The sequence below is a fragment of the Thermodesulfatator autotrophicus genome (assembly GCF_001642325.1).
In the GTDB taxonomy this organism is placed as follows: Bacteria; Desulfobacterota; Thermodesulfobacteria; order Thermodesulfobacteriales; family Thermodesulfatatoraceae; genus Thermodesulfatator; species Thermodesulfatator autotrophicus.
In genome coordinates this window covers 1-20,172 of record NZ_LSFI01000048.1, presented here as the reverse complement: position 1 = coordinate 20,172, position 20,172 = coordinate 1, and the positions used below count along the sequence as shown (strand labels likewise).

Annotated in this window: 21 protein-coding genes and 2 tRNA genes; 9 read left to right on the top strand and 14 right to left on the bottom strand. The window is 44.2% G+C overall.

The features are described from left to right. Positions 1 to 7 precede the first annotated feature (7 nt). The 3 genes from TH606_RS09615 to TH606_RS09605 are packed head-to-tail and all read left to right on the top strand — an operon-like array spanning position 8 to position 1,580. Positions 8 to 565 carry a DUF3343 domain-containing protein gene (locus TH606_RS09615; RefSeq protein ID WP_231887777.1) on the top strand — a complete coding sequence of 186 codons (558 nt, stop codon included), beginning with the start codon at positions 8 to 10 and terminating at the stop codon, positions 563 to 565. After that, a complete protein-coding gene (locus TH606_RS09610; protein ID WP_068543349.1) occupies positions 550 to 1,404 on the top strand; it encodes an NAD(P)H-hydrate dehydratase in 855 nt (284 codons plus the stop codon). The genes TH606_RS09615 and TH606_RS09610 overlap by 16 nt, the downstream gene beginning before the upstream one ends. Further along, complete coding sequence (locus TH606_RS09605) at positions 1,392 to 1,580, top strand: hypothetical protein (RefSeq protein WP_068543348.1); 189 nt, start codon at positions 1,392 to 1,394, stop codon at positions 1,578 to 1,580. The genes TH606_RS09610 and TH606_RS09605 overlap by 13 nt, the downstream gene beginning before the upstream one ends. Before the next feature lie 184 nt (positions 1,581 to 1,764). On the opposite strand, the gene ribD is transcribed toward TH606_RS09605, so the two are convergent. The 8 genes from ribD to TH606_RS09565 form a co-directional block, all read right to left on the bottom strand. Beyond that, positions 1,765 to 2,874: a bifunctional diaminohydroxyphosphoribosylaminopyrimidine deaminase/5-amino-6-(5-phosphoribosylamino)uracil reductase RibD gene (gene ribD, locus TH606_RS09600; protein ID WP_082863610.1), complete on the bottom strand. Its 1,110-nt coding sequence runs from the start codon at positions 2,872 to 2,874 to the stop codon at positions 1,765 to 1,767. 35 nt (positions 2,875 to 2,909) lie between these two features. Then, positions 2,910 to 3,119 (bottom strand): hypothetical protein, encoded by a 210-nt coding sequence (locus tag TH606_RS09595; protein ID WP_068543342.1) that lies wholly within the window; start codon positions 3,117 to 3,119, stop codon positions 2,910 to 2,912. 17 nt (positions 3,120 to 3,136) lie between these two features. After that, positions 3,137 to 3,212 (bottom strand) — tRNA-Ala (locus tag TH606_RS09590). 91 nt (positions 3,213 to 3,303) lie between these two features. Next, positions 3,304 to 4,920, bottom strand: coding sequence for a putative sulfate exporter family transporter (locus TH606_RS09585; protein WP_068543339.1), 1,617 nt, complete (start codon positions 4,918 to 4,920; stop codon positions 3,304 to 3,306). A gap of 1 nt (position 4,921) precedes the next feature. Continuing rightward, a complete protein-coding gene (locus TH606_RS09580) occupies positions 4,922 to 5,176 on the bottom strand; it encodes a DUF5395 domain-containing protein (RefSeq protein ID WP_068543335.1) in 255 nt (84 codons plus the stop codon). A gap of 2 nt (positions 5,177 to 5,178) precedes the next feature. After that, a complete protein-coding gene (locus TH606_RS09575) occupies positions 5,179 to 5,382 on the bottom strand; it encodes a hypothetical protein (RefSeq protein ID WP_068543331.1) in 204 nt (67 codons plus the stop codon). Between the two features lie 233 nt (positions 5,383 to 5,615). Further along, complete coding sequence (locus TH606_RS09570) at positions 5,616 to 7,022, bottom strand: sigma-54-dependent transcriptional regulator (RefSeq protein ID WP_068543327.1); 1,407 nt, start codon at positions 7,020 to 7,022, stop codon at positions 5,616 to 5,618. Next, positions 7,019 to 8,932, bottom strand: a complete 1,914-nt coding sequence (locus TH606_RS09565; protein WP_068543324.1) for a c-type heme family protein — start codon at positions 8,930 to 8,932, stop codon at positions 7,019 to 7,021. The genes TH606_RS09570 and TH606_RS09565 overlap by 4 nt, the downstream gene beginning before the upstream one ends. Positions 8,933 to 9,050: 118 nt before the next feature. On the opposite strand from TH606_RS09565, the gene TH606_RS09560 reads away from it, so the two are divergent. From TH606_RS09560 to TH606_RS12120, 5 genes are all read left to right on the top strand, one after another. Then, the gene (locus TH606_RS09560; protein WP_068543321.1) at positions 9,051 to 9,872 is read left to right on the top strand and encodes a shikimate dehydrogenase; all 822 of its coding nucleotides are present in this window, start codon (positions 9,051 to 9,053) and stop codon (positions 9,870 to 9,872) included. Beyond that, positions 9,853 to 11,127, top strand: a complete 1,275-nt coding sequence (gene aroA, locus TH606_RS09555) for a 3-phosphoshikimate 1-carboxyvinyltransferase (RefSeq protein ID WP_068543318.1) — start codon at positions 9,853 to 9,855, stop codon at positions 11,125 to 11,127. The genes TH606_RS09560 and aroA overlap by 20 nt, the downstream gene beginning before the upstream one ends. Further along, the gene (locus TH606_RS09550) at positions 11,124 to 11,651 is read left to right on the top strand and encodes a shikimate kinase (protein WP_068543315.1); all 528 of its coding nucleotides are present in this window, start codon (positions 11,124 to 11,126) and stop codon (positions 11,649 to 11,651) included. The genes aroA and TH606_RS09550 overlap by 4 nt, the downstream gene beginning before the upstream one ends. A gap of 72 nt (positions 11,652 to 11,723) precedes the next feature. Beyond that, positions 11,724 to 11,811: transfer RNA gene (locus tag TH606_RS09545), tRNA-Leu, on the top strand. Between the two features lie 187 nt (positions 11,812 to 11,998). Further along, the gene (locus TH606_RS12120; protein WP_082863609.1) at positions 11,999 to 12,127 is read left to right on the top strand and encodes a DUF433 domain-containing protein; all 129 of its coding nucleotides are present in this window, start codon (positions 11,999 to 12,001) and stop codon (positions 12,125 to 12,127) included. Positions 12,128 to 12,449: 322 nt separating this feature from the next. Here TH606_RS12120 and TH606_RS09540 read toward each other — a convergent pair whose 3' ends face one another. From TH606_RS09540 to TH606_RS09520, 5 genes are read right to left on the bottom strand one after another with little or no spacing between them, the layout of a single operon-like run. Next, entirely contained in the window at positions 12,450 to 13,913 is a 1,464-nt protein-coding gene (locus TH606_RS09540; protein WP_068543313.1) for a TrkH family potassium uptake protein, read from the bottom strand. Continuing rightward, a complete protein-coding gene (trkA, locus tag TH606_RS09535; RefSeq protein WP_082863608.1) occupies positions 13,910 to 15,265 on the bottom strand; it encodes a Trk system potassium transporter TrkA in 1,356 nt (451 codons plus the stop codon). Before trkA ends, TH606_RS09540 begins: the two co-directional genes overlap by 4 nt. Before the next feature lie 10 nt (positions 15,266 to 15,275). Beyond that, positions 15,276 to 16,577 carry a histidinol dehydrogenase gene (hisD, locus tag TH606_RS09530; RefSeq protein ID WP_068543310.1) on the bottom strand — a complete coding sequence of 434 codons (1,302 nt, stop codon included), beginning with the start codon at positions 16,575 to 16,577 and terminating at the stop codon, positions 15,276 to 15,278. 2 nt (positions 16,578 to 16,579) lie between these two features. After that, positions 16,580 to 16,999, bottom strand: a complete 420-nt coding sequence (locus TH606_RS09525) for a secondary thiamine-phosphate synthase enzyme YjbQ (protein ID WP_068543307.1) — start codon at positions 16,997 to 16,999, stop codon at positions 16,580 to 16,582. Then, positions 16,996 to 17,577 carry a FumA C-terminus/TtdB family hydratase beta subunit gene (locus TH606_RS09520; RefSeq protein ID WP_197460555.1) on the bottom strand — a complete coding sequence of 194 codons (582 nt, stop codon included), beginning with the start codon at positions 17,575 to 17,577 and terminating at the stop codon, positions 16,996 to 16,998. Before TH606_RS09520 ends, TH606_RS09525 begins: the two co-directional genes overlap by 4 nt. A gap of 43 nt (positions 17,578 to 17,620) precedes the next feature. Here TH606_RS09520 and der point away from each other — a divergent pair, with 43 nt between their 5' ends. Then, complete coding sequence (gene der, locus TH606_RS09515; protein ID WP_068543305.1) at positions 17,621 to 18,946, top strand: ribosome biogenesis GTPase Der; 1,326 nt, start codon at positions 17,621 to 17,623, stop codon at positions 18,944 to 18,946. A gap of 57 nt (positions 18,947 to 19,003) precedes the next feature. Here the strand turns inward: der and TH606_RS09510 are convergent, their stop codons facing one another. After that, positions 19,004 to 19,891, bottom strand: coding sequence for a vWA domain-containing protein (locus tag TH606_RS09510; RefSeq protein WP_068543302.1), 888 nt, complete (start codon positions 19,889 to 19,891; stop codon positions 19,004 to 19,006). Positions 19,892 to 20,172 lie beyond the last annotated feature (281 nt).

Here is a 20,172-nt window from a genome sequence, read left to right as displayed (position 1 = left end):
GGACACAATTACTGAAATACTACCTTTTTCTTTATCTTTAGATAAAGAAGATAAAAAAGACTCAGGCGTTGAAAAGGGTTTTTTGCTTTTTGAAAACACCAGCGAGGTGATAAGAGCTGAGGAATTATTAAAAAAAGAAGGTTTTCCAGTAAAAGTTAAAGCCCCTCCCCCAGAGGTGCGCCAGGGTTGTGATATGGTTATAGAAATTCCCTTGATGCTCAAATTAGAAATTTTGCGCTTTCTTGAAGAACACCGGGTGTCTCCTCTTTCTTTAGTACCGGTAAAGGATCCTCTGCTTGAACCAGTTGATATGTGCCGTGTAAAAGACTTTGGTGATTACCTGATGATTCATGTGGCCAATATGAAAATCACTGTTGACAAGAAAACCAAAGTTATAGTGAACATTTCTGGAGGTGGATGTCCGGATGTGCCGTTTCTGGCCTCTATTATGTTAGGTAAACCGTTAGACCAGGCTCCAGAGCCAAGGGCGTTCGGTCATACCCTTTGTGGTTACACCCTTCAGTTGGCCCTTGAGGAGGCCAAGAAGAGATGCTTGCCATTGTAGGCACGGTTCCTAACCCTGACTTTCCGCTGGTTTACGGTGAAGCGGCTTCAGATGAAGACAAAATTTATCTAAAAGGCTATGAAGCCGATGTAACCCGCGGGACACCTGCTCTAATCGCCGCTGCCATTGAAGCCGCTAAAGTTTTAGATATGTCTCCTCCCTTTGTTTACCTGGTTGGAGATACGGGTAAAGGCGCTGGGAGCCAAAAGCTTTATGAGTTACTTTCCAGGGACCTCCCCCCAAAAAATTTTAAAGTGCTTGTGTTTCACTACCTCTTTCCTGATGTTGACGGTCAGGGAAAAGCCTTTTTAGGCGTAGAGAAGATGGCTCAAAGGCCAGTTCTTGTGGCTGATGCTGGCTTTATGTATGCGGCTAAAATGGCAGGGCTTGCTCCTTCTTATGACCTTTTTACTCCAGACCTTGGAGAGCTTGCCTTTTTAGCTGACGAAAAAGCCCCTCATCCACTTTACACAAGAGGGTTTCTTTTTCCTGATGAAGAAAAAGTGGAAGAGTATATTAAGCGTGCCTGTGCCTACAAAAATGCCGCTAAGGCCTTGCTCGTAAAAGGCAAAAGAGACCTGGTGGTTATCAATGGGCACATTGAAGCCGAAGTTGAAGAACCTATGGTTGAGGCCCTTGAAGCCATTGGTGGCACAGGGGATACTCTCACCGGGCTTGTGGGAGCTCTTTTGGCAAAAGGCCTTGAGATAAAAGAAGCGTGTATAATAGCGGCTAAGACTAATCGGCTGGCAGGTCTTCTGGCTAAGCCAAGTCCTGCTACTCAAATAAAAGAAATAATACCTTTCCTGGGAGAGGCTTTAAAAAAATGTCTGAGCTAGAAAACAAAACCCTCCTTGACATAATTATTAAGTATTCAGAAGCACAAAAATTTTACCGTGAACTAGGAGAAAAAATAGGGGTATGTTTGCTCTGTGAGGAACTTTTTTCCACCCTTTTAGAAATTTCACAAAAATATGGCCTACCTATAGACGAGCTATTTCCTGAAGACCGATAGCGCTGAAAAAAATGAACCGTCTCGGGTTTGCCGAATAGGAAAATCTGGAGATTCCTTCCCTTCGCTAGCGCTCGAGACCTCGAGACAAGGATTACTTCGTTGGTGTTCCGTACCTCCTTGTAAAAAACATACAATGACAACGGGACTTATGTTTTATCTTTCTGCAAAGCTTTTTAAAGATTTATCAGGGGGTAAGACTGAACGGTAAAGTTAGATAGCCTTTAATCAAAAAAGAGTCTCCCAGTTTTTTTAAAGAAAGTTGCGGGAGTTTTGAGGCTTCCTCCAGTTTGGCAGGCCCTTTCCCTCCTACGGCACAAGGGGCTGTAGCTCCTCCGATAACATAAGGTCCGTAAAAAAAGGCCACTTCGTCAACCAGTTTCTGTTCAAAAAAGCTTCCGTGAACTTCGGCTCCCCCTTCAACCAGAATACTCAAAATATAATGTTCAAGGGCCTTTCTGAGTAATGCTTTAAGATCAACCTGGCCGTTTTTTTCTGGCAACCGCCACACTGTTACTGAATTCTCTTTTAACTTTTTTTCTTTATCAAGAGGGGCATCTTCGGTGCAGGCCACTATAGTTTGGGCGTCTTTATTTTGAAAAATTTTACGCTCTACAGGCAGTGAAAGTTTGGAGTCAAGAATTATGCGAACTGGATTTTTCCCGCGCCTCAATCGGCAGGTAAGTAAGGGGTCATCTTTTAGTACAGTATTTTTCCCTACAAGAATAGCGTCGCATAAAGTACGAAGCTTATGCCCGTAGCTTCTGGCCCTTTCCCCTGTAATCCATTTGGAATCGCCCCTACGCGTAGCAATGCGTCCGTCAAGGCTCATGGCCGCCTTAGCCAGCACCCAGGGCAACTTTTTTCTTACAGATTTTAGAAAAAAGCGGCAGAGTTCCGCACATTCTTCTGCGAGCACACCTGTAATTACTTCAAGCCCCTGGTTTTTAAGAAATTCAGCTCCCCCCTGGGCCTTGGGATTGGGGTCTCTTACGCCGATAACTACTCTTTTAATTCCCGCCTTTAAAATCGCCTGGGTGCACGGAGGAGTTTTCCCGTGGTGATTGCAGGGCTCTAAGGTGACATAGATAGTTGCCCCTTTGGCCTTATTTCCAGCCTCTCGTAAGGCATGAATTTCCGCGTGGGGGGTGCCTGCTTGACGGTGATAGCCTTTGCTTATTATCTCGCCATTTTTTACTATCACTGCCCCAACAGGTGGGTTGGGTGAGGTGAACCCCAGGCCCTTTTGACCTTCTTTTAAGGCTATACGCATAAAATAAATATCTTTGTTCTTCATGATTAGGTTAAGATTAACTGTGAAGAAATATTTCGCTAGGTATTTTCTTCGGAAGTGACAGTTTCTTTGATGGTTTTAAAGACTTGCTTGAAAACTTCGTCAAAAGAAGCCGGGGAACAACGGCCCATTTCAATGAATTTTACAACAATTTCTTTAGTGGTTTTAAGGACTATTTCGTTTTCAGGGCTTAAGCGAGATGCTTTTTGTTCGCGCGGGATATTTTTTATCAATTCAGGCCTGGCCATATAGAAACCTTTTTAATTGGTGGAGCCGGAGGGACTCGAACCCTCGACCTCGTGAATGCCATTCACGCGCTCTCCCAACTGAGCTACGGCCCCACATGTTAGCTTCCCAAAAGTTAACTTAACGTTTTAATGGTGTCAACCTTTTTGTGTAATAGAAGAGGGGGCTTAAAGCCCCCTTCTTAGCTTATTCAATGCCCATACCAGCGATGTTGGGGAGTTCCATACCCTGGTGGAAGAGCCAGGAGATCAAGCAGGCCACTGGAATGATAAAGAAGAAAAGACCTATGAGATAGACCCAGACCATCTTACCAAACTGGGCCTCTTTTAGCTTTTTAAAGTCTGTGATGATACCAAGGCTTAAGAAGGTAAGCATGAAAAAGAGCTTTCGCATACCTTTTTCTACGGGAACAGCTCCAGCCTTAGCGGCTTTTAAAATAGCCATACCTTCAGGTGCACCAGCGTGTCCAGGACCAAAGAAGATGGTTAAGTATATAATCCAGGCGGCAAAGTAACCGATGACAAATTTAGGGAAGCGATGCCAGACTTCTATGGCCGGGACTTTTTCACCTGGACGGCATTCTACTACATAACACCAGAGCAGGGCTAAAATAAAAGCCCAGAGACCAATGAACATGTCAATCCAGAGTTTGGTAACAACTGCGCTTACAGTTATGATTCCCTCAGGCCACTGCACAGCACCGTTGGTGTCTTTGGCTATTTTAGCCCGCATAAGTTCATCAAGAAGTTCACCAGCAGCCGCGTCTGCACCGTCGGTTTTAACGGAAAGACCCATGGCCGGGCCGGCAACTAAAGCCCCTTCTGGCCCAGGCCATACGTAAGTAAAAAACCAGGGGAGAATAATAAGCTCTATCACCGCATACACTACCACCAGCGCCGAAACCATTATGGAAACCACAGGCTTAGCCCTAACGGCTCCACCGGTAGCTACCGCGGCAGAAACACCACAAATAGAAATACCAGAACCAAGAACGGCCGCTGTCTTACGTGGAAGCTTAAAAATCTTACGGGAGATGGTATAAATACCTGGCCAGAAAATGAGATAGGCCACAAAGGTAGCTACAGCACCTGCTAGGAATAACTCAAAGGTGAGTCCAGCCACTTTGTGCCCAAGTTTCTGGGAAAAGGTGGCCATTTTAATGGGAAGATAACCTACTTTAACACCCAAAAACACAATAGCCGTCTTGATATACCATTCGGGCTTGGCTGCCTCAGAAAGAAACCTGGCCAGAGGTTTGAAAAAGTTTCCAATTATTAAACCTACAATAAGGGCCAGGATGAAAGAGGCACCACCACCAAGAGAAAGGGTAAACATATCAGGGAAGTTACTTTTCTTGAGATGTACGGTGGTAGCGGCGAAAAAGGCATGGTGCCCGATAAACCAGCAAAGATAAGTCAGGAAAAAGATAACCGTCCATCCCAGGAAAAACTGACGTACGTTCCAGCGCATAAAATAAGCACCTATGCACAATGGGATGGTAAAAGCTACGTAAGTAATGAGAATACCTCCAATAGGTCCAATAGATTTCCAGAACTTTTTAGCGGTTAAGCTATACTTGGCTCCGAGAGGGTAGAAAGCTTGATACCAGGGGACTATCTTTTTGGGAACAGCCCCTTCTGGCATCTTAAATACCCAGATTTTGGGATAAGTAATCCAACCGACTAAATCAATACCCCACACGCTCAAAAGGCCCAAAATCATAAAAAAACCGCCAATCCATACTGCCCACCAGTCTTCCTGGGTGAGCATGCCATAAGTCCAGCCTTTCTTCTCCTGAGACATATTACTTCACCTCCTCAAGTTCTATGATGCGGGAAAAATAATGCTGCATGTATTGCCGCATCCATTGGGGAATAGTCATCATGTCAAAAAACATATTGACCCGCCTAATCCCTTTATTGGCGAAATAAGGGTCACTTTTGATAAGACTAGCCACTTTGCGGTCAAGCTCGTCAAGTTCAGAGGCCTTTACCTTAAAGCCCTCTGCTTCTACCACCCAGTTTTTGCCATCGTGCCAGATAGTTGCCTGGAGCTCCATTCCTAACCTCCGGCATTAATGATTGAAGTTGGCACAATGAAAAGGCCGATAAGAAGAATAATAAAGGCAACTATAAAAGAACCCACTACTAACTTGGTTTCCCATGGTTCCCAGGGCTCAGCCCCAGATAAAACGTCTTCTGCCTCAAGAGCATCAGCACTCAAAGAACCTGTTCCGTGAACTTCTTTCTTTTTTTCTTCCGCCATTTTTCTCCTCCTTCCAAAATTTTTAGAAAAATTATACCTATCCCAATCCGCCTATTTTCTTTTCTCACCCCCCCTTTTTTCGTCTTTTGACTTTATAAAAGCAAACTTTGTTCCAAAATTTCACAAAATGGGGATAGGCTAAAAGCTTGAAAAAACAAGAAAACTGAAAATCTCTATTTACAAAAAAACGCCAACGTTTGTTGGCACTGCAAACTATAGTTGGCAGTCAGATGTTACCTAAAGTTGGCAGGGTCTAGGCCATAGCGCTTTAAAATCTTCTGGAGGGATTGTCTTTTGATACCGCTTATTTCGGCAGCCCGGGTTATGTTTCCTCTGGTCTTTTCTAGAAGCTGTTTTACATAAGCTACGGTAAAATTGGAAAGAACTTTTTCTTTAAGGACCTTATAAGGCAAAGAAAAATCAATATCTACGGAAGGATCTTTTTCTATCAAAAATTTAGGGGAAAAGCCCTTTTTCTGGGCTAAAGGAATGTTTTCAAGGGAGATAATATCAGAGGGAGAGGTTACCACCGCAGCTTTGATTACGTTTTCAAGTTCTCGTATGTTCCCTGGCCAGTGATATTCCATGAAAAAGTCAATTACTTCAGGGCAAATGTATTTAGGGGGCATACCCAGTTCTTCGGCTGTTTTTTTAAGGAAATGGTTTACCAGAAGAGGAATATCCTCTTTGATTTCTCTTAAGGGGGGCATCTCAATGGTGACCACATTTAGGCGATAGAAGAGGTCAGCTCTAAAAGAGCCTTCTTTTACTTTTTCTTCCAGGTTTTGATTGGTAGAAGCAATGATGCGTACGTCAACTTTTTTAGTTTGCGATGAACCCAGAGGTTTTATTTCTTTTTCCTGAAGGACTCTCAAAAGTTTGGTTTGAACCGATGGCGTTATGTCGCCAATTTCGTCAAGAAAAATAGTCCCACCATGGGCCTCTTCAAAAAGGCCCCGGTGGTCAGTGGTGGCGTTGGTAAAAGCTCCTTTACGATATCCAAAAAGCTCACTTTCAAGAATAGGTTCAGGAAGGGCTGGGCAGTTTACCGTTATCAAAGGTTGGTTTTTTCTACGACTTAAAGCATGAACCGCTCTAGCAGCTAATTCTTTACCCGTGCCAGATTCTCCAAGAATGAGAACTGTTACATCAGTGGGAGCTACCATACGAATGGTTTCAATAACTTTTTTTAAGCGAGCACTTTGCCCTACAAAATTTTCAAAAACCTTATCGCCTAGCTGACTTTGGAGGCGCTTGTTTTCCCTTATAAGACGACCTCTTTCTAACCCCTTTTTAAGCACGTGGAGGAGTTGTTCATCTTCAAAGGGCTTTTGAATAAAATCATAAGCCCCTTCTTTTACTGCTCGCACCGCCTGCTCAATAGTGCCGTAAGCAGTGATGATAACGATAGTTATATCGGGGTGTAGTTTCTTGACTTCCTTTAGCAAAGAAAACCCATCCATTTCTGGCATGCGTATGTCGGTAAGGATTAGGTCAATGTCCTGCTGTTCAAGAATTTCTAAGGCCTTTCGGCCGTTTTCTGCCGTAAAAACCGTACAATCAAGTTCAGGTTCAATAAGCCTTTTGAGTCCTTCCAAAAGGTCTTTTTCGTCATCAACTATGAGGATTGTTCCCTTCATACTGTCATCTCAACTGGCAAAATTATGGTAAAAGTCGTTCCCTGTCCAAGCTGGCTTTCCACTAAAATCTGGCCTCCGTGGTCTTTTACGATACCGTAACTTACTGAAAGACCAAGGCCTGTGCCTTCTCCAGGGGCTTTGGTAGTGAAAAAGGGGTCAAATATTTTGTCTATGATTGTTTGAGGAATACCGCAACCGGTGTCTTTTATTTTTATTATTACCTGGTTTTTAAGGTAGTCAAAGTAAGTGCTGACGATAATTTCTCCTTTTTTATCAATGGCCTGAAGAGAGTTCAAAAACATATTCATAAAGACCTGTTTCATTTTGTCCCGGTCAAGAAAAAGTTCCGGGAGGTCAGGTGAAAGCTCAAGAGAAAGGCTTATTTCTCTTTTTTTGAGCCTTGCAGCAAAAAGTTCGGCTACCTCTTTGATAATGTCGTTTATGTTTACCCTATCTTTTTTATATTCAGTGGGGCGAGAAAAATTAAGCAGATTCTGGAGGATTTGCTGACATAATTTTACGTGTTTTTTAATTACTTCCAGGTCTTTTAAGGCTTGCGTATCTTTAGAATTGCTTTTGGCTAAAAGATTAGCGTAGCACTTAATTACACTTAAGGAATTGTTTATTTCGTGAGCAAGCCCTGCTGCTAGCTGCCCTACTGCCGCCAGTTTCTCCGTGGTAATAATGTGTTTTTCCATCAGTTTTTTTTCGGTTATGTCTCTAAATAGGCCCACATAAAGGATTAATCTGTCTATTTCAATGGCTTTACTGGCTGTAACTAGGACTTGAAAACGTTTCCCTTCTCTATTTACTACGGTAGTTTCCCAGTCTTTTATTTGACTTTTTTCCTTTAATTTGTCTATAAATTTAAGGGCGTCTTGGTGGTCCCAGAAAAGTTGTTCAATGGTTTCAATGCTAAGGGCTTCTTCCTTGTTTATGAAACCAAAAAACTTAAGTCCTGCAGGGTTTATATCTACTAATTTACAGCTTTGGTCCCACATCAAGATAGTGTCCTGAGACGATTCAAAAAGGGAACGATATTTCTGTTCTGATTTTTTTAGTTCCCGGTGCGCCCGTTTTACTTCTAAAGCCAGGTCTTCTAAAGAAGAAGTTATCCTTTCTACGTTATCATCAGCAGATAGATTTTTGAATCTTTCACCGGGAATAATGCTTCCCAGATAGATAGAAAGCTTTCTTAAACGGGGAAGAAATTCATATTGCAGGAGCAACCTTATAGAAAAGACCAGGAAAAAAAGAAGCCCTATTCCAAAAATAAAACTGGAAACAACCTGTTTTTTAAGATTGGCCAGAGCCTGGCCTACAGGAATATAGACGGCATCAATAGCTACGATTTGGCCTGGTTTATAATAATATCCTCCCTCTTTCCCGTATATTTCTACCAGTTCTTTAGGGGCCCTGGCCGGATCTCCATGGCATTTAAGACAGGATTTTTCGGCGTAAATGGGCCTGAAACGTCCAAAACACATAACCCCTTTACGCAGAACCAGTTGAGTCAACTCCTTTTCTTTTGAGTTCTTAAATCTATCAATTATCTCTATCTCCACAGGATCAGCCTTATTTAAAGGATTGCGCGGATTAATAGCCGCCCTTTTGTATTCCATATATGGAAAATGCTTACCGATGCGTTTCATTATTTCCCGACCCACATGAGAAGTGGACATGGCTTCAGGTATAAAACGCTCATCAGAAAAAATTTTATACATTTTGGGGCGCAGAACTTCCTTTACGTATAAACGGGTGGCCTCGGCGGTAGCGATAAATATTTCGGTTTCTTTACTGGCTTGAGAGATGATTTGCTGACGCTGGTAGGAGTAATAGAAAAGGCAGATAGAGGCAGCTAAGGGCAGTAGAAAAATAACAAGCCAGCTTTGTCGTAAAATTTTTAACATATATCAAATTTTGCTGTTATTTTAGCCTTTTGACAAGTTTGTATTTTTTAGGGTTAAACCTATTAAACAATCCAATAAAAACTTTTCTTTTGTGTTAACTCTAAGTAAAGTTTTCAATATGGACACTTATGGAATTATAGGTTGGCCGGTTTCTCACTCTTTATCCCCAGCTATGCACAACGCCGTCTTGAAAAGCCTGGGGATAAAGGCGGTATATGGGCTCTTGCCTCTTGCCCCTCAAAATCTTTCAGAGGGTATAAAAGGAATAAGAGCTCTTAACATAAAAGGCGTTTCGGTTACTGTGCCTCACAAAGAAGCGGTTATACCTTTGCTTGATGATATAGACCCTGTGGCCAGTAAAATCGGCGCGGTAAACACCATAGTAAATAAAGACAGTCTGCTTTTAGGCTTTAATACTGACTGGATTGGCGTTAAAAAGGCGCTTAAAGAGAAGATAGATATTTCTGGGAAAAAAGCCGTGGTGGTAGGAGCAGGTGGAGCGGCCAAGGCCGTGGTTTATGCCCTTATAAGAGAAGGTGCTTCAGTGGTCATTTACAATCGCACCTTTGAAAAGGCTCAAAAATTGGCCCAAACTTTAGGCGGTGTGGCCTTCCCGTGGGAAGAGTTAAAAAATGCTTCAGGCGATATTCTTATTCAAACTACCAGTGTGGGCTTGAAAGAAGATAAAAGCCCGGTGCCAGAAGAAATCCTTTCTCAATTTGAAGTGGTTATGGACATTGTGTATCAACCTTTAAAAACCCGCCTTTTAAAAGAGGCCGAAAAAGCCGGTTGCAAAATTATAGACGGTCTTTCCATGCTTGTTTATCAAGGTATTGAACAATTTTATTTATGGTTTGGAACGAGGCCTCAGGCTTCTTTAATGAGAGAAGCGGCAGAAAAAGAACTTTTAGGAGAAAATAATGACCAGAAAAGAAATTAAGCCGCTTGATGGGCCTTTAATTGCGCAGGTCAAGGTGCCTGGCTCAAAGAGCATAACGCAGCGGGCCCTAATTTGTGCAGCGCTGGCAGAAGGGGAATCTATCCTTGAAGATGCATTACGAAGCGAAGATCCAGATCTTTTGGCCCACGCCCTGGCTGCTACTGGTGCTAAGGTGGAATTTTCTGAAAATGCTTTAAGGATTGGCGGGGTAGTAGGGAGCCCCAGGCTTAGTGGTAAAGAAATTTTTATGGGCAACAACGGTACCGGAGCTAGATTTTTTCTGGCCTATTCTTCTTTGGGCAAAGGAACTCCCATTGTGCTGACTGGAACGAAAAGGCTTTGTGAGCGGCCTTTTAAGCCCTTAATTGAAGCCTTGCAAGCCTGGGGGGCGTCTCTTTCCTGTCTTAAAAAAGAAGGTTTTTTACCAATTAAAATCACCGGTGGAGGACTTTTAGGAGGAGAAGTCAGTCTTTCAGTTTCAGAGAGTAGCCAGTTTCTTTCGGCTCTTTTGCTAGTAGGGCCTTATACCAGAGAGCCTGCGGTTATAAAACTTTCCAGTCCTTTAGTTTCAAGGCCTTATGTGGATTTGACGCTGGCTATTATGAAAAATTTCGGAGCAGAAGTTGAAGAAAAAGAAGAGTCTTTTTTTGTTAAGCCCCAGAAATATCAAGCAAGACATTATCAAATAGAAGCTGATGCCTCAAGTGCTTCTTATTTTCTAGCAGCGGCAGCGCTGGTGGGTGGAAAAGTAACGGTGGCCAATCTTCCCAAAGACTCTCTTCAGGGAGATGCTGCCTTTGCTGGCATCCTTTCGCGCATGGGTTGTGAAATTTCTTACGGGCAGGGAGTTACCGTTAGCCGAGATCCTGAAACCCCTCTTCGGGGAATAGATATAAACATGGGGCGTTATCCAGATCTGGTGCCCACTCTGGCGGTAGTTGCCGCTAAAGCCAGAGGGAAGACCATAATCAGGGGCGTTCCTCACTTACGCTTTAAAGAGACTGACAGGTTAAAGGCTGTGGCTACTGAACTTCGTAAATGCGGTGTGCCGGTGGAGGAACTAGAAGACGGCTTAATCATAGAGGGAACGGATAACATAAAGGGAGCTGAAATTGAAACCTATGATGACCACCGCATAGCCATGGCCTTTGCTATTTTGGGCCTGGTGGCGCATGGTATGGTTATTTTGAATCCTGGCTGTGTGGCTAAGTCTTTTCCCAACTTTTGGGAAGTTCTGGAAGGCCTTTACCAATGAAAATAGTCCTTATTGGTTTTAGAGCTACAGGAAAAACTTCTGTAGGGAAAGAACTAGCCAGGCGTCTTGGCCTGCCATTTTTAGACCTTGACGAATACATCGTTAATAAGGTTGGCAAAAGTATTACTGAAATAGTTGAAGAAAAGGGTTGGCCATATTTCAGAGAGCTTGAAAAAGAGGCCCTTTACGAGATGGGCCAAAGAGATAACTTGGTATTAGCCCTTGGTGGCGGCTCAGTAATGCATACTGACGAAATGGACCTGATAAAGGCCAACAGCTCTCTTATATGGCTTAAAGCTCAGCCGCAGGTAATTCTTTTGCGTTTAGAGCAGGATGAAAAGTCCTGTTCTTTCAGGCCTTCTCTTACGAACAAGAGTTTAGAGGAAGAAGTGGCCTGTATTCTTGCTCAACGTGAGCCTCTTTATCAACGCTATGCCGATCTTATCATAGAGACAGACCATTTAAACACAGAGGAAGTGGTGGCAAAAATTATTGAATTTTTACGCCAGGCCGGCGTTATTTGAGCTTCAAGGCATTTAGACGCCTTGCTCAAGTTGCAGGAAGGTTTTAAATATGTTAATAGCTCTTTGTTATTTGCCCGGGTGGCGGAACTGGTAGACGCAGGGGACTTAAAATCCCCTGGGGTAATACCCCGTGCCGGTTCGACTCCGGCCCCGGGCACCACCCTTTCCAAGAGATATTAAAGCTTCCAGTTTTTAGCTGAAAATTTTCTTTCATGACATTTCATGACCAAATGGCCTATTTTTGCAGCTAATTCTCAGGCAATTTTTCAGCGGGAATCCGGACTTATTGGCTTCCATCTGGACAAAAATTTTTATCCTGATACTGACGGGTAAATGGGAAAGGTCTAGTGGAACTATTTCTTGAAAGGCCAGCTATTGGGGACAGCATTGAAAACATATTGACCTCCTATCCCCATCTCAGTGAAGGAGATATCAGGAGGGCTTTGACTTTTATGGTTAAGCTCCTTTCGCCGTAAAAGTTAAGAGTTTAGAGAACTTTTCGAAGCGGCCTTTTCGGAAGCGACCTGATATTATTAATGAGAGCGTAAAACAGATGACAATTTTGGGTTGTCATTGCGAGCCTCCCTACTGCGTCATTGCGAGCGGAGCGAAGCAATCTCAGGGGATTACTTCGTCGGTGCTCACGCACCTCCTCGTAACGACCCTGGTAGGGTCGCTTCGTCTCACTTCGTGCTCCTCGTATAAGACCTGGTAGGGTCACTTCGCCACGGCGACTACGTCCCCTCGCGATGACGCTCTGTTATATAAAAAGCTTCCAAATATACGCCTTGGGAGGGATTAAAACCGCCAGGTGGGTTTTCTGGCGCCGCGCCAGTAGCTACGGGTAAAAAGGATGGCCACCGTATAAAGCTCAAGACGGCCGGCCAGCATACAAAAAGTAAGCACCAGCTTTGAAAAGTCAGGCATCCAGCCAAAGTTTTTGGTTGGCCCAACCATGGCCAGACCCGGGCCAATGTTGTTTAAAGTGGCGGCAACTGCAGAAGTAGCGGTGATTATGTCAATTCCTTGGGCGCACACCAGCAAACTTGCCACCACGAAAAATAAGCCGTAAAGGGCCATAAAGCCCAAGATGGCCTGAATAATACTTTCAGCTACTTTCTTGTCCTCATAGCGAATTATTTCTACGGCTTTGGGATGAATGAGTTTACGGAATTGAAAACGGATAAACTTAAACAAAATGAGAAACCTTATTTGTTTTACACCACCCCCGGTTGAGCCAGCCATTCCCCCAAAAAACATAAGAATTAAAAGTAAAAGTTTACAGGCTGGATGCCACAGGTCAAAATCAGCTGTGCCGTAACCAGTGGTAGTCATAATAGACCAGACCTGAAAAAGGGAATAACGAAAATTAAGTGAAGGGTTACTATAAGTACCGTAGATGTAATTAAAAAACATGCAGATAAAGACTGCCGCCAGGCCAATTAATAGATAAAACTTGAATTCTTCACTCTTGAAATAGGCCCCTAGATCTCCCTTCAAAAAGCGATAATGTAGGCTGAAGTTAACGCCAGCTACAAACATAAAGAAGGTTATAACGTAGTCCAGATAAGCGCTGTCAAAGGCGGCCACACTGGCAGTCCTAGTAGAGAAACCACCAGTAGCCATGGTGGTGAAGGCGTGGCAAAGGGCCTCATAAAGGTCAAGCCCGCCGGCTAGAAGTAAAAGCACTTCAAATACTGTGAAAAAGGAATACACACCCCAGAGGATTCTTGCAGTATCCTGGATACGTGGGGTAAGTTTGTCTTTAGTAAGGCCTGGCATTTCCGCCTGGTAAAGCTGCATGCCGCCTATCCCCAGCAAAGGCAGAATAGCAAGAGAAAGAACGATTATACCCATGCCTCCAAGCCACTGGGAAAGGGCTCGCCAGAAGTGGAGCCCGCGCGGCAACTCTTCCAAAGAGTCAAAGACCGTAGAACCCGTAGTGGTAAAGCCAGAAACAGATTCAAAGAGGGCATCTACCAAACCAAGGTGACCGGAAAAGACAAAGGGAAGGGCTCCAAAAATTCCCGCGGCCAGCCAGGAAAAGACTACCACGGCAAAGCCTTCACGATAGCCAATTTCTCTTTCAGGCTTAACTAGAAAAATCAACAATACGCCTACGATGAGAGTTATGGCCTCGGAATAAATAAACGGCTGGACAGGCTCGTGGTAAATATAGCTTACAAGCCCTGGGAAAAACAAAGTCACAGAGAAAAAGACCAAAAACCAGCCCAAAATGTAGAGAAAAGTTCCAGTTCTCATGTGGAAAAAAGCTGTTCTAGCTTGGGAAGGGACTCTCTTTTAGCAAATATTACCAGGTCATCTCCTGGCTGAAGCACCGTTTCTCCTTTGGGGATTATAACTTCACCGGCCCGGTAAAGGGCCCCTACAATAGCCCCCTGGGGGAACTTTACTTCTTCAAGTCTTCTACCTTTGCTGAAAAATTCTGTTTCCGGGATAACCATTTCCACCACTTCGGCATCACTTACGAGAAAGGTAGCCACTGACAAAATTTGCCCCCGTCTGACAAAGCGTAAAATCTGGTTAGCGGCAAGGAGCCTTGGGCTTAAAGCCACGTCAATACCAAGGCTACTTAAAAGGGGAATAAAATCCGGGCGGTCTATACGCACAATACATTTTTTGGTTCCGTGGTGCTTGGCCAGAAGCGCACCCAAAATATTTACCGTATCAACGTCAGTTACGGTAATAACGAGGTCAGCCTGATCTATACCTTCTTTTTTGAGTTCCTGGGCGTCAAGGCCGTCAAGGTTTAGAATAATCGTATCTTCAAGTTCTTCAGCTAGCTCTTCACAGCGGTCTTCGTCCTTTTCTACTAGGTAAACTTCTATTTTTCGGGCCTCAAGGCGCTGAGCCACCCAGAGCCCTACCTGGCCGCCGCCAATAATAAACACCTTTTTGGGTTTTTCGGTTTTGAACCCCAGGAGGGTTTCAATAGCAGGAATGTCTTTTTTCTTGGCAATGACAAATATTTTGTCATTAAGTTTAATAACGTCAGAGCCTCTGGGAATAATAGTTTCGTTGTTTCTAATAATGGCCACAATGACAAAGTCATAAAGGGCCCTTAGTTCCCTAAGGTCAGCCAGAGAAAGACCCGCCAGGGGGCTTCCTTCCTTTACTACGTAACCCATGAGCACCACTTTGCCTCTGGCAAATTCCGCCCAGTCTGTAGCCTCGGTTATTTCTGAGAGTTTGACGATTTCGTCTGCGAGAACCCTTGCCGGATTAATTATGAGGTCAATGCCTAATTTTTGTTCATTAAGGGGAGAGTCAGGCGAAAGATAGTCTTCACTTCTGACTCTGGCTACTTTCCTCGGCACTCCATATTCTCTCGCCAGGAGACAGGCTATAAGGTTGATTTCGTCAGAACTGGTTACAGCCACGAAAAGGTCGGTTTCTTTTATGCCTGCTTCTTCAAGAACTTTGGCCGAAGCGCCAGACCCTTGGATAGCCATTACGTTTAAAAGCCGTTCAAGGCGCTTAATTTTGTCTTCGTCTTTGTCTATCACTACAATGTGATGCCCTTCTAAAGAAAGGCGGTCAGCCAGATAGTAACCTACTTCTCCAGCGCCTATGACAATTACCCTCAAGCTCATAATTAGGCCATTACTTTTTCAGTCTAATTTTTACGGAATTGGCGTGGGCCGAAAGGCCTTCGGTTTCGGCAAGTTTTATCACCGCTCGGCCTTCTTCGCTAAGGGCTTCGTAAGAATAAGCCACCACACTAAGCCTTTTCTGGAATACGTGAACTCCAAGCGCTTGAGCGTAACGAGCACAACCCATGGTAGGAAGCACATGGTTGGCCCCGGCAATATAGTCTCCCACGGCCTCTGGGGTAAAGTGCCCTAAAAAAACCGCTCCAGCATGTTTTATCTTGGCAAGAAAGCTCCACGGGTCTTTCACGCAAAGCTCAAGGTGTTCTGGAGCAATATGGTTGGCCAGCTCTGAGGCCTGAGATAGATCTTTCACCAGCAAAATAGCCCCGTATTCTTCAAGGGCTTTTTCGGCAACTTCTTTTCGCGGAAGCTTTTTAAGCTGCTTTTTAACTTCTTTGGTAGTTTCTTTGGCAAGTTTTTCTGAAGGCGTCAACATAACCGCAGTGGCCAGGGTGTCATGCTCAGCTTGAGAGAGAAGATCAGCCGCAAGCCAGGCTGGATTGGCGCTCTCATCGGCAATGATGAGTATTTCGCTTGGCCCGGCAATCATGTCAATGCCAACTTCGCCAGCCAGTATCTTTTTGGCAAGCGTTACGTAGATATTCCCCGGTCCGCAGATAACGTCCACCCTGGGGACAGAAGCCGTGCCAAAGGCCAGGGCCGCTATGGCCCAGGCACTCCCGATTTTAAAGATGCAGTTAATGCCGGCTTCTTTAGCCGCTACCAGAAGGGCAGGGTGTAAACGGCCTTCTTTGTTAGGTGGTGAGACCATGACGACTTCTTCCACTCCGGCTACTTTGGCTGGCACCGCCGTCATTATTACTGTGGAAATAAGCGGGGTTTCGCCGCCAGTTCCTCCAGGCACGTAAAGCCCGGCCCTTTCCACCGGGCGCACCAGTTGCCCTACCACCGCTCCCGCCGGGCGGGTTTCTATCCAGGAGCGCTCTTTTTGTTTTTTGTGAAAATCCTTTACATTGGCAATAGCAAGCCTTATGGCCTGTAAAAGTTCGGTGTCAATCTGGTCATAAGCCCTTTCAACTTCTTCAAGGCTAACTTCAAGGTCTTTCCGGGTAAAAGAAGGGCAGTCAAAATTACGGGTATAATCAACCAGAGCCTCGTCCCCTCTAGCTTTCACTTCCTTTATGATTTCGCGCACGCTTTCTTCGTATTTTTCCGGAAAGGACTGGAAACGATTTATAAGCTTATCAATAAAGGCTATTCCGTCTTCTTTGTTGGCGTTTAAAAGGCGCATATTTACCTCCCCATTACCTGGAAAATTAGGCGGCGATTGCGAGGCCTGTTGTCAAAGTCAAGGAGAACAATTTGTTGCCAGGTGCCAAGAAGAAGGCTGGCAGAAGCCACTGGCACTACCAAACTGGGTTTCATTAAGGCGGCTCTTACATGGGAAAAGCCATTTCCGTCGCCCCAGGCTTTATCGTGTTCGTAGGGAATATCTTGCGGGGCAATTTTTTCAAGGGCACGGCAAAGGTCGCTTAAAACACCAGGCTCGTATTCAATGGTAGTGACGCCTGCTGTTGAGCCAGGCACATGGACTAAGAGCTGACCTTCGGTTAACCCGGCTTCTTCAATAAATCTCTGGGCTAAAGGTGTTAAGTCGTGTATGTCACAAAAGCCCTGGGTTTTAATGGTTACTTCGTAGGTTTTGATTATCATGTCCTTTCTCCCGCAAGGATTTTTGCCCATTCTTCCTGGCTTTCTTCGTAAAAGTCACGGCCGTAAAGGTCGTTAATAACCACCGCGGGAAAGTCTTCCACCTTAAGTTCAAGAAGGGCTTCTGGCCCGAGTTCTTCAAAGGCAAGGGGGCGTACTTCTTTTATACATCTAGAAAGATAAGCCCCTGCTCCACCAAAAGTTGCCAGATAAATGGCTTTGTGTTTAAGTAACGCTTCCTTTACTGTTTGAGATCGCTTACCTTTGCCCATAGTGGCGCAGACTCCTTGGGCAAGAAGGGCAGGGGTATAAGCGTCCATACGGTAAGAGGTAGTGGGCCCGGCTGAACCTATGGGTTTCCCGGGTGGGGCAGGAGTTGGGCCAACATAATAAATACATTGGCCAGAGAGAGAAACCGGCAAAGGTCTTTCTTTTTCAAGTAGTTCTAAGAGTTTGCGATGGGTCTGGTCTCTAGCGGCAAGGAGAGTGCCGCTTATAAAAATAAAATCTCCGGCATGAAGTTCCTCTAAAACCCTTTTATCTTTTAGAGGAAAGCTTATCTTCTTTTCCATGGCTCGCATTATAGCGAGCTTAGAAAATAAAGAAAACCTGAAGAGGTAAAAAATGAGTGGAAAACCGTTTCGTATAGCCATAGTTGGTAGGCCAAATGTAGGTAAATCTACGCTTTTTAACACTTTGTCAAAAACAAGAAAGGCCCTGGTGGAAAAGTCTCCTGGAGTTACTAGAGATAGGGTTTATGCCAAGGCGGAGATAGCTGACCGCAAGGTAACGCTTATTGACACAGGCGGTTTGCTTCCAGGAGACGAAGACCGGTTTGCCAGAGAAATCTTTTCCCAGGCGGAAAAGGCCCTGAAAGAGGCAGATCTTATTCTCTTTGTAGTAGATGGCCAGGCAGGAATCACCCCGGTTGACGAAGAACTTGCCGCTTATCTTCATAAGCTTGAAAAGCCCATCATTGTGGTGGTGAATAAGCTAGACGGCCCTCGCCTGGACCAGGTGCTATCTGACTTTTATGTCCTTGGTTTTGACGAAATAGTGGGTATTTCCGCCAAACACAAGCGAAACCTTGATGACCTTGAAGAAGTCATAGCCAAGTTTTTGCCTGAAGAAACCGAGGAAGAAGACCTGGAAGAAGACATCGTCAAACTGGCGGTGCTTGGCCGCCCAAATGTTGGCAAAAGTTCTCTGGTGAATCGTCTCCTTGGTGAGGAACGTATGATCGTCTCTGATGTGCCTGGAACCACCCGTGATAGCGTGGATACCCTCCTTGAGCTTCCTGACGGCCGCAAGTATTTGCTTATTGATACAGCAGGAATTAGAAGGCGTCCACGCATAAAAGAACGGGTTGAAAAATTCAGTGTGGACAAGGCCCTTGAGGCCTTAAGACGGGCTGACATTGCCCTTATGGTGCTTACGGCTGAAGAAGGCATCACTGACCAGGACCAGAAAATACTTTCCCAAATTGACAAAAACCATAAAGGTTGCCTTATCGTGGTAAACAAGTGGGATTTGCTTGACGGCAAAAGAGAAGAGGCCAACGTGCTAATGCAGCAGATACGCTACGGGGCAAGGTTTGTTCCCTGGGCGCCAATTATAACTGTTTCAGCCAAAACCGGCCGGCGGATAAAAGATATACTCCCTAAGGTGGACGAGATTTACAGAGAATATTCCACCAGGGTACCCACCTGGAAAGTAAACAAGGCCCTGGAAGAAATAACGCAGGACCATTCTATTTACGCAAGCACAGGGAAACGCATCAAGTTTTACTACGGCACCCAGGTAGAGACCAGACCACCCACTTTTGTGATTTTCACTAACTATCCCGACGAAATTCCCAAAAGTTTTGAGCGCTACCTTAAAAACCGCCTGCGGGAAAAACTTGGCTTTGAGAAGAGCCCGGTGAAAGTAATTTTTCGTGAGAAACGTTAGGGTTGCTGTATTTAAAAGAAAGAGAGGCGGAACTTTCCGCCTCTCTTCTAGTAGAGTTTAGTTTTTCTTTCTTAATCTGTAAAAGCCCAATGCTCCAAGGCCAACACCTATCAAAATAACCGTAGAGGGTTCAGGAATGGGCTGTTGCTGCTGAATTTCCTGAACTTTGATGTCTATAAATGCCTTTGTAAAAGAAGTAGCATCAAGGCCACCGCTACGAAGTATATTTAAATCCCAGGCTGCACCATCTAGGGCAAGAGCTAAAGCTACATAGTCGTCATAAGTAGTTCCATAGCCAGATCCAAGAATATAACCGTTGGTATCTTCGGTATAGCCACCGGTCCCATCAGCAATAAAAGAACTGCTGGATGTAATACCTAGAGCACGTTGAGTATTATCACTGTTAAAAAAAGTATGGTTAACAACAACATTAAGCAGGGCATTTTTCTGCTGGAAAAGACTGAGTATGGAATTGTAATCAAGGTTCCTGTCCAAAACATCTCGATCTTCATCGGTTACCAAGATTACATTAACTGCCGCATTAGCTCTGAAATCATATTCGGTAAGAGCTACCTCCATTCCATCATAACCGTCTTCAGTTAAACCATTAGTAAGTAAAGAACTAAAAGCGTTTTTAATATCGTTAACATCTCCCCAATCACCACCACCAACAAGATGTTTATGGCCGGGTTCATGTGTATTATCTCCACCAAAACCTACTAAAGCATATCTATTGGGTATAGTGGTTCCGACACCTACATTGAGCAAGGCCTGTTCTAAATCTTCAACCATTTGGCTTAACCACGTATGCTCTCCTCCCATAGAACCGGATTCATCTACTACAAAAATTAAATCAACCGCTTCAGGCACAGCTTTTACGTTTGTTACAGCCAGACCTAATACTACCAAAACTAAAGATAATCCAACTAATAGTTTCTTAAACATATCCCCCCTCCTTCGTTTAAAGTGCTTTAAAAATCAACTAAAAAAATTGTGTAAATACATCAACCGACCACGTTTGTTTATCACCTCCTTTTTTGTATTTTTCAAAAATTATTTAAGCAAAAAATATGCCAATTTGTTTGATGCTGAAAAAAAGAGAAAAATAAAGAAAATAGGAGCTTTATAAGTGGCTATTTTTGTTTATGGGAAAACTTCTTCCACTTGGTGGGAAATTTTTTTCCATTATGGGAAAAATTTTTGGTAGTATTTCAGTAATTGTGTCC

Excerpts from the sequence above, each read along its gene's own strand:
- TH606_RS09570 (WP_068543327.1), bottom strand. The coding sequence starts at position 7,022 with ATGAAGGGAACAATCCTCATAGTTGATGACGAAAAAGACCTTTTGGAA.
- ribD (WP_082863610.1), bottom strand. The coding sequence starts at position 2,874 with ATGAAGAACAAAGATATTTATTTTATGCGTATAGCCTTAAAAGAAGGT.
- TH606_RS09550 (WP_068543315.1), top strand. The coding sequence starts at position 11,124 with ATGAAAATAGTCCTTATTGGTTTTAGAGCTACAGGAAAAACTTCTGTA.
- TH606_RS09595 (WP_068543342.1), bottom strand. The coding sequence starts at position 3,119 with ATGGCCAGGCCTGAATTGATAAAAAATATCCCGCGCGAACAAAAAGCA.
- trkA (WP_082863608.1), bottom strand. The coding sequence starts at position 15,265 with ATGAGCTTGAGGGTAATTGTCATAGGCGCTGGAGAAGTAGGTTACTAT.
- TH606_RS09520 (WP_197460555.1), bottom strand. The coding sequence starts at position 17,577 with ATGCGAGCCATGGAAAAGAAGATAAGCTTTCCTCTAAAAGATAAAAGG.
- TH606_RS09585 (WP_068543339.1), bottom strand. The coding sequence starts at position 4,920 with ATGTCTCAGGAGAAGAAAGGCTGGACTTATGGCATGCTCACCCAGGAA.
- TH606_RS09565 (WP_068543324.1), bottom strand. The coding sequence starts at position 8,932 with ATGTTAAAAATTTTACGACAAAGCTGGCTTGTTATTTTTCTACTGCCC.
- aroA (WP_068543318.1), top strand. The coding sequence starts at position 9,853 with ATGACCAGAAAAGAAATTAAGCCGCTTGATGGGCCTTTAATTGCGCAG.
- TH606_RS09610 (WP_068543349.1), top strand. The coding sequence starts at position 550 with ATGCTTGCCATTGTAGGCACGGTTCCTAACCCTGACTTTCCGCTGGTT.
- TH606_RS09575 (WP_068543331.1), bottom strand. The coding sequence starts at position 5,382 with ATGGCGGAAGAAAAAAAGAAAGAAGTTCACGGAACAGGTTCTTTGAGT.
- TH606_RS09560 (WP_068543321.1), top strand. The coding sequence starts at position 9,051 with ATGGACACTTATGGAATTATAGGTTGGCCGGTTTCTCACTCTTTATCC.
- TH606_RS09605 (WP_068543348.1), top strand. The coding sequence starts at position 1,392 with ATGTCTGAGCTAGAAAACAAAACCCTCCTTGACATAATTATTAAGTAT.
- TH606_RS09540 (WP_068543313.1), bottom strand. The coding sequence starts at position 13,913 with ATGAGAACTGGAACTTTTCTCTACATTTTGGGCTGGTTTTTGGTCTTT.
- TH606_RS09580 (WP_068543335.1), bottom strand. The coding sequence starts at position 5,176 with ATGGAGCTCCAGGCAACTATCTGGCACGATGGCAAAAACTGGGTGGTA.
- der (WP_068543305.1), top strand. The coding sequence starts at position 17,621 with ATGAGTGGAAAACCGTTTCGTATAGCCATAGTTGGTAGGCCAAATGTA.
- TH606_RS09510 (WP_068543302.1), bottom strand. The coding sequence starts at position 19,891 with ATGTTTAAGAAACTATTAGTTGGATTATCTTTAGTTTTGGTAGTATTA.
- hisD (WP_068543310.1), bottom strand. The coding sequence starts at position 16,577 with ATGCGCCTTTTAAACGCCAACAAAGAAGACGGAATAGCCTTTATTGAT.
- TH606_RS09525 (WP_068543307.1), bottom strand. The coding sequence starts at position 16,999 with ATGATAATCAAAACCTACGAAGTAACCATTAAAACCCAGGGCTTTTGT.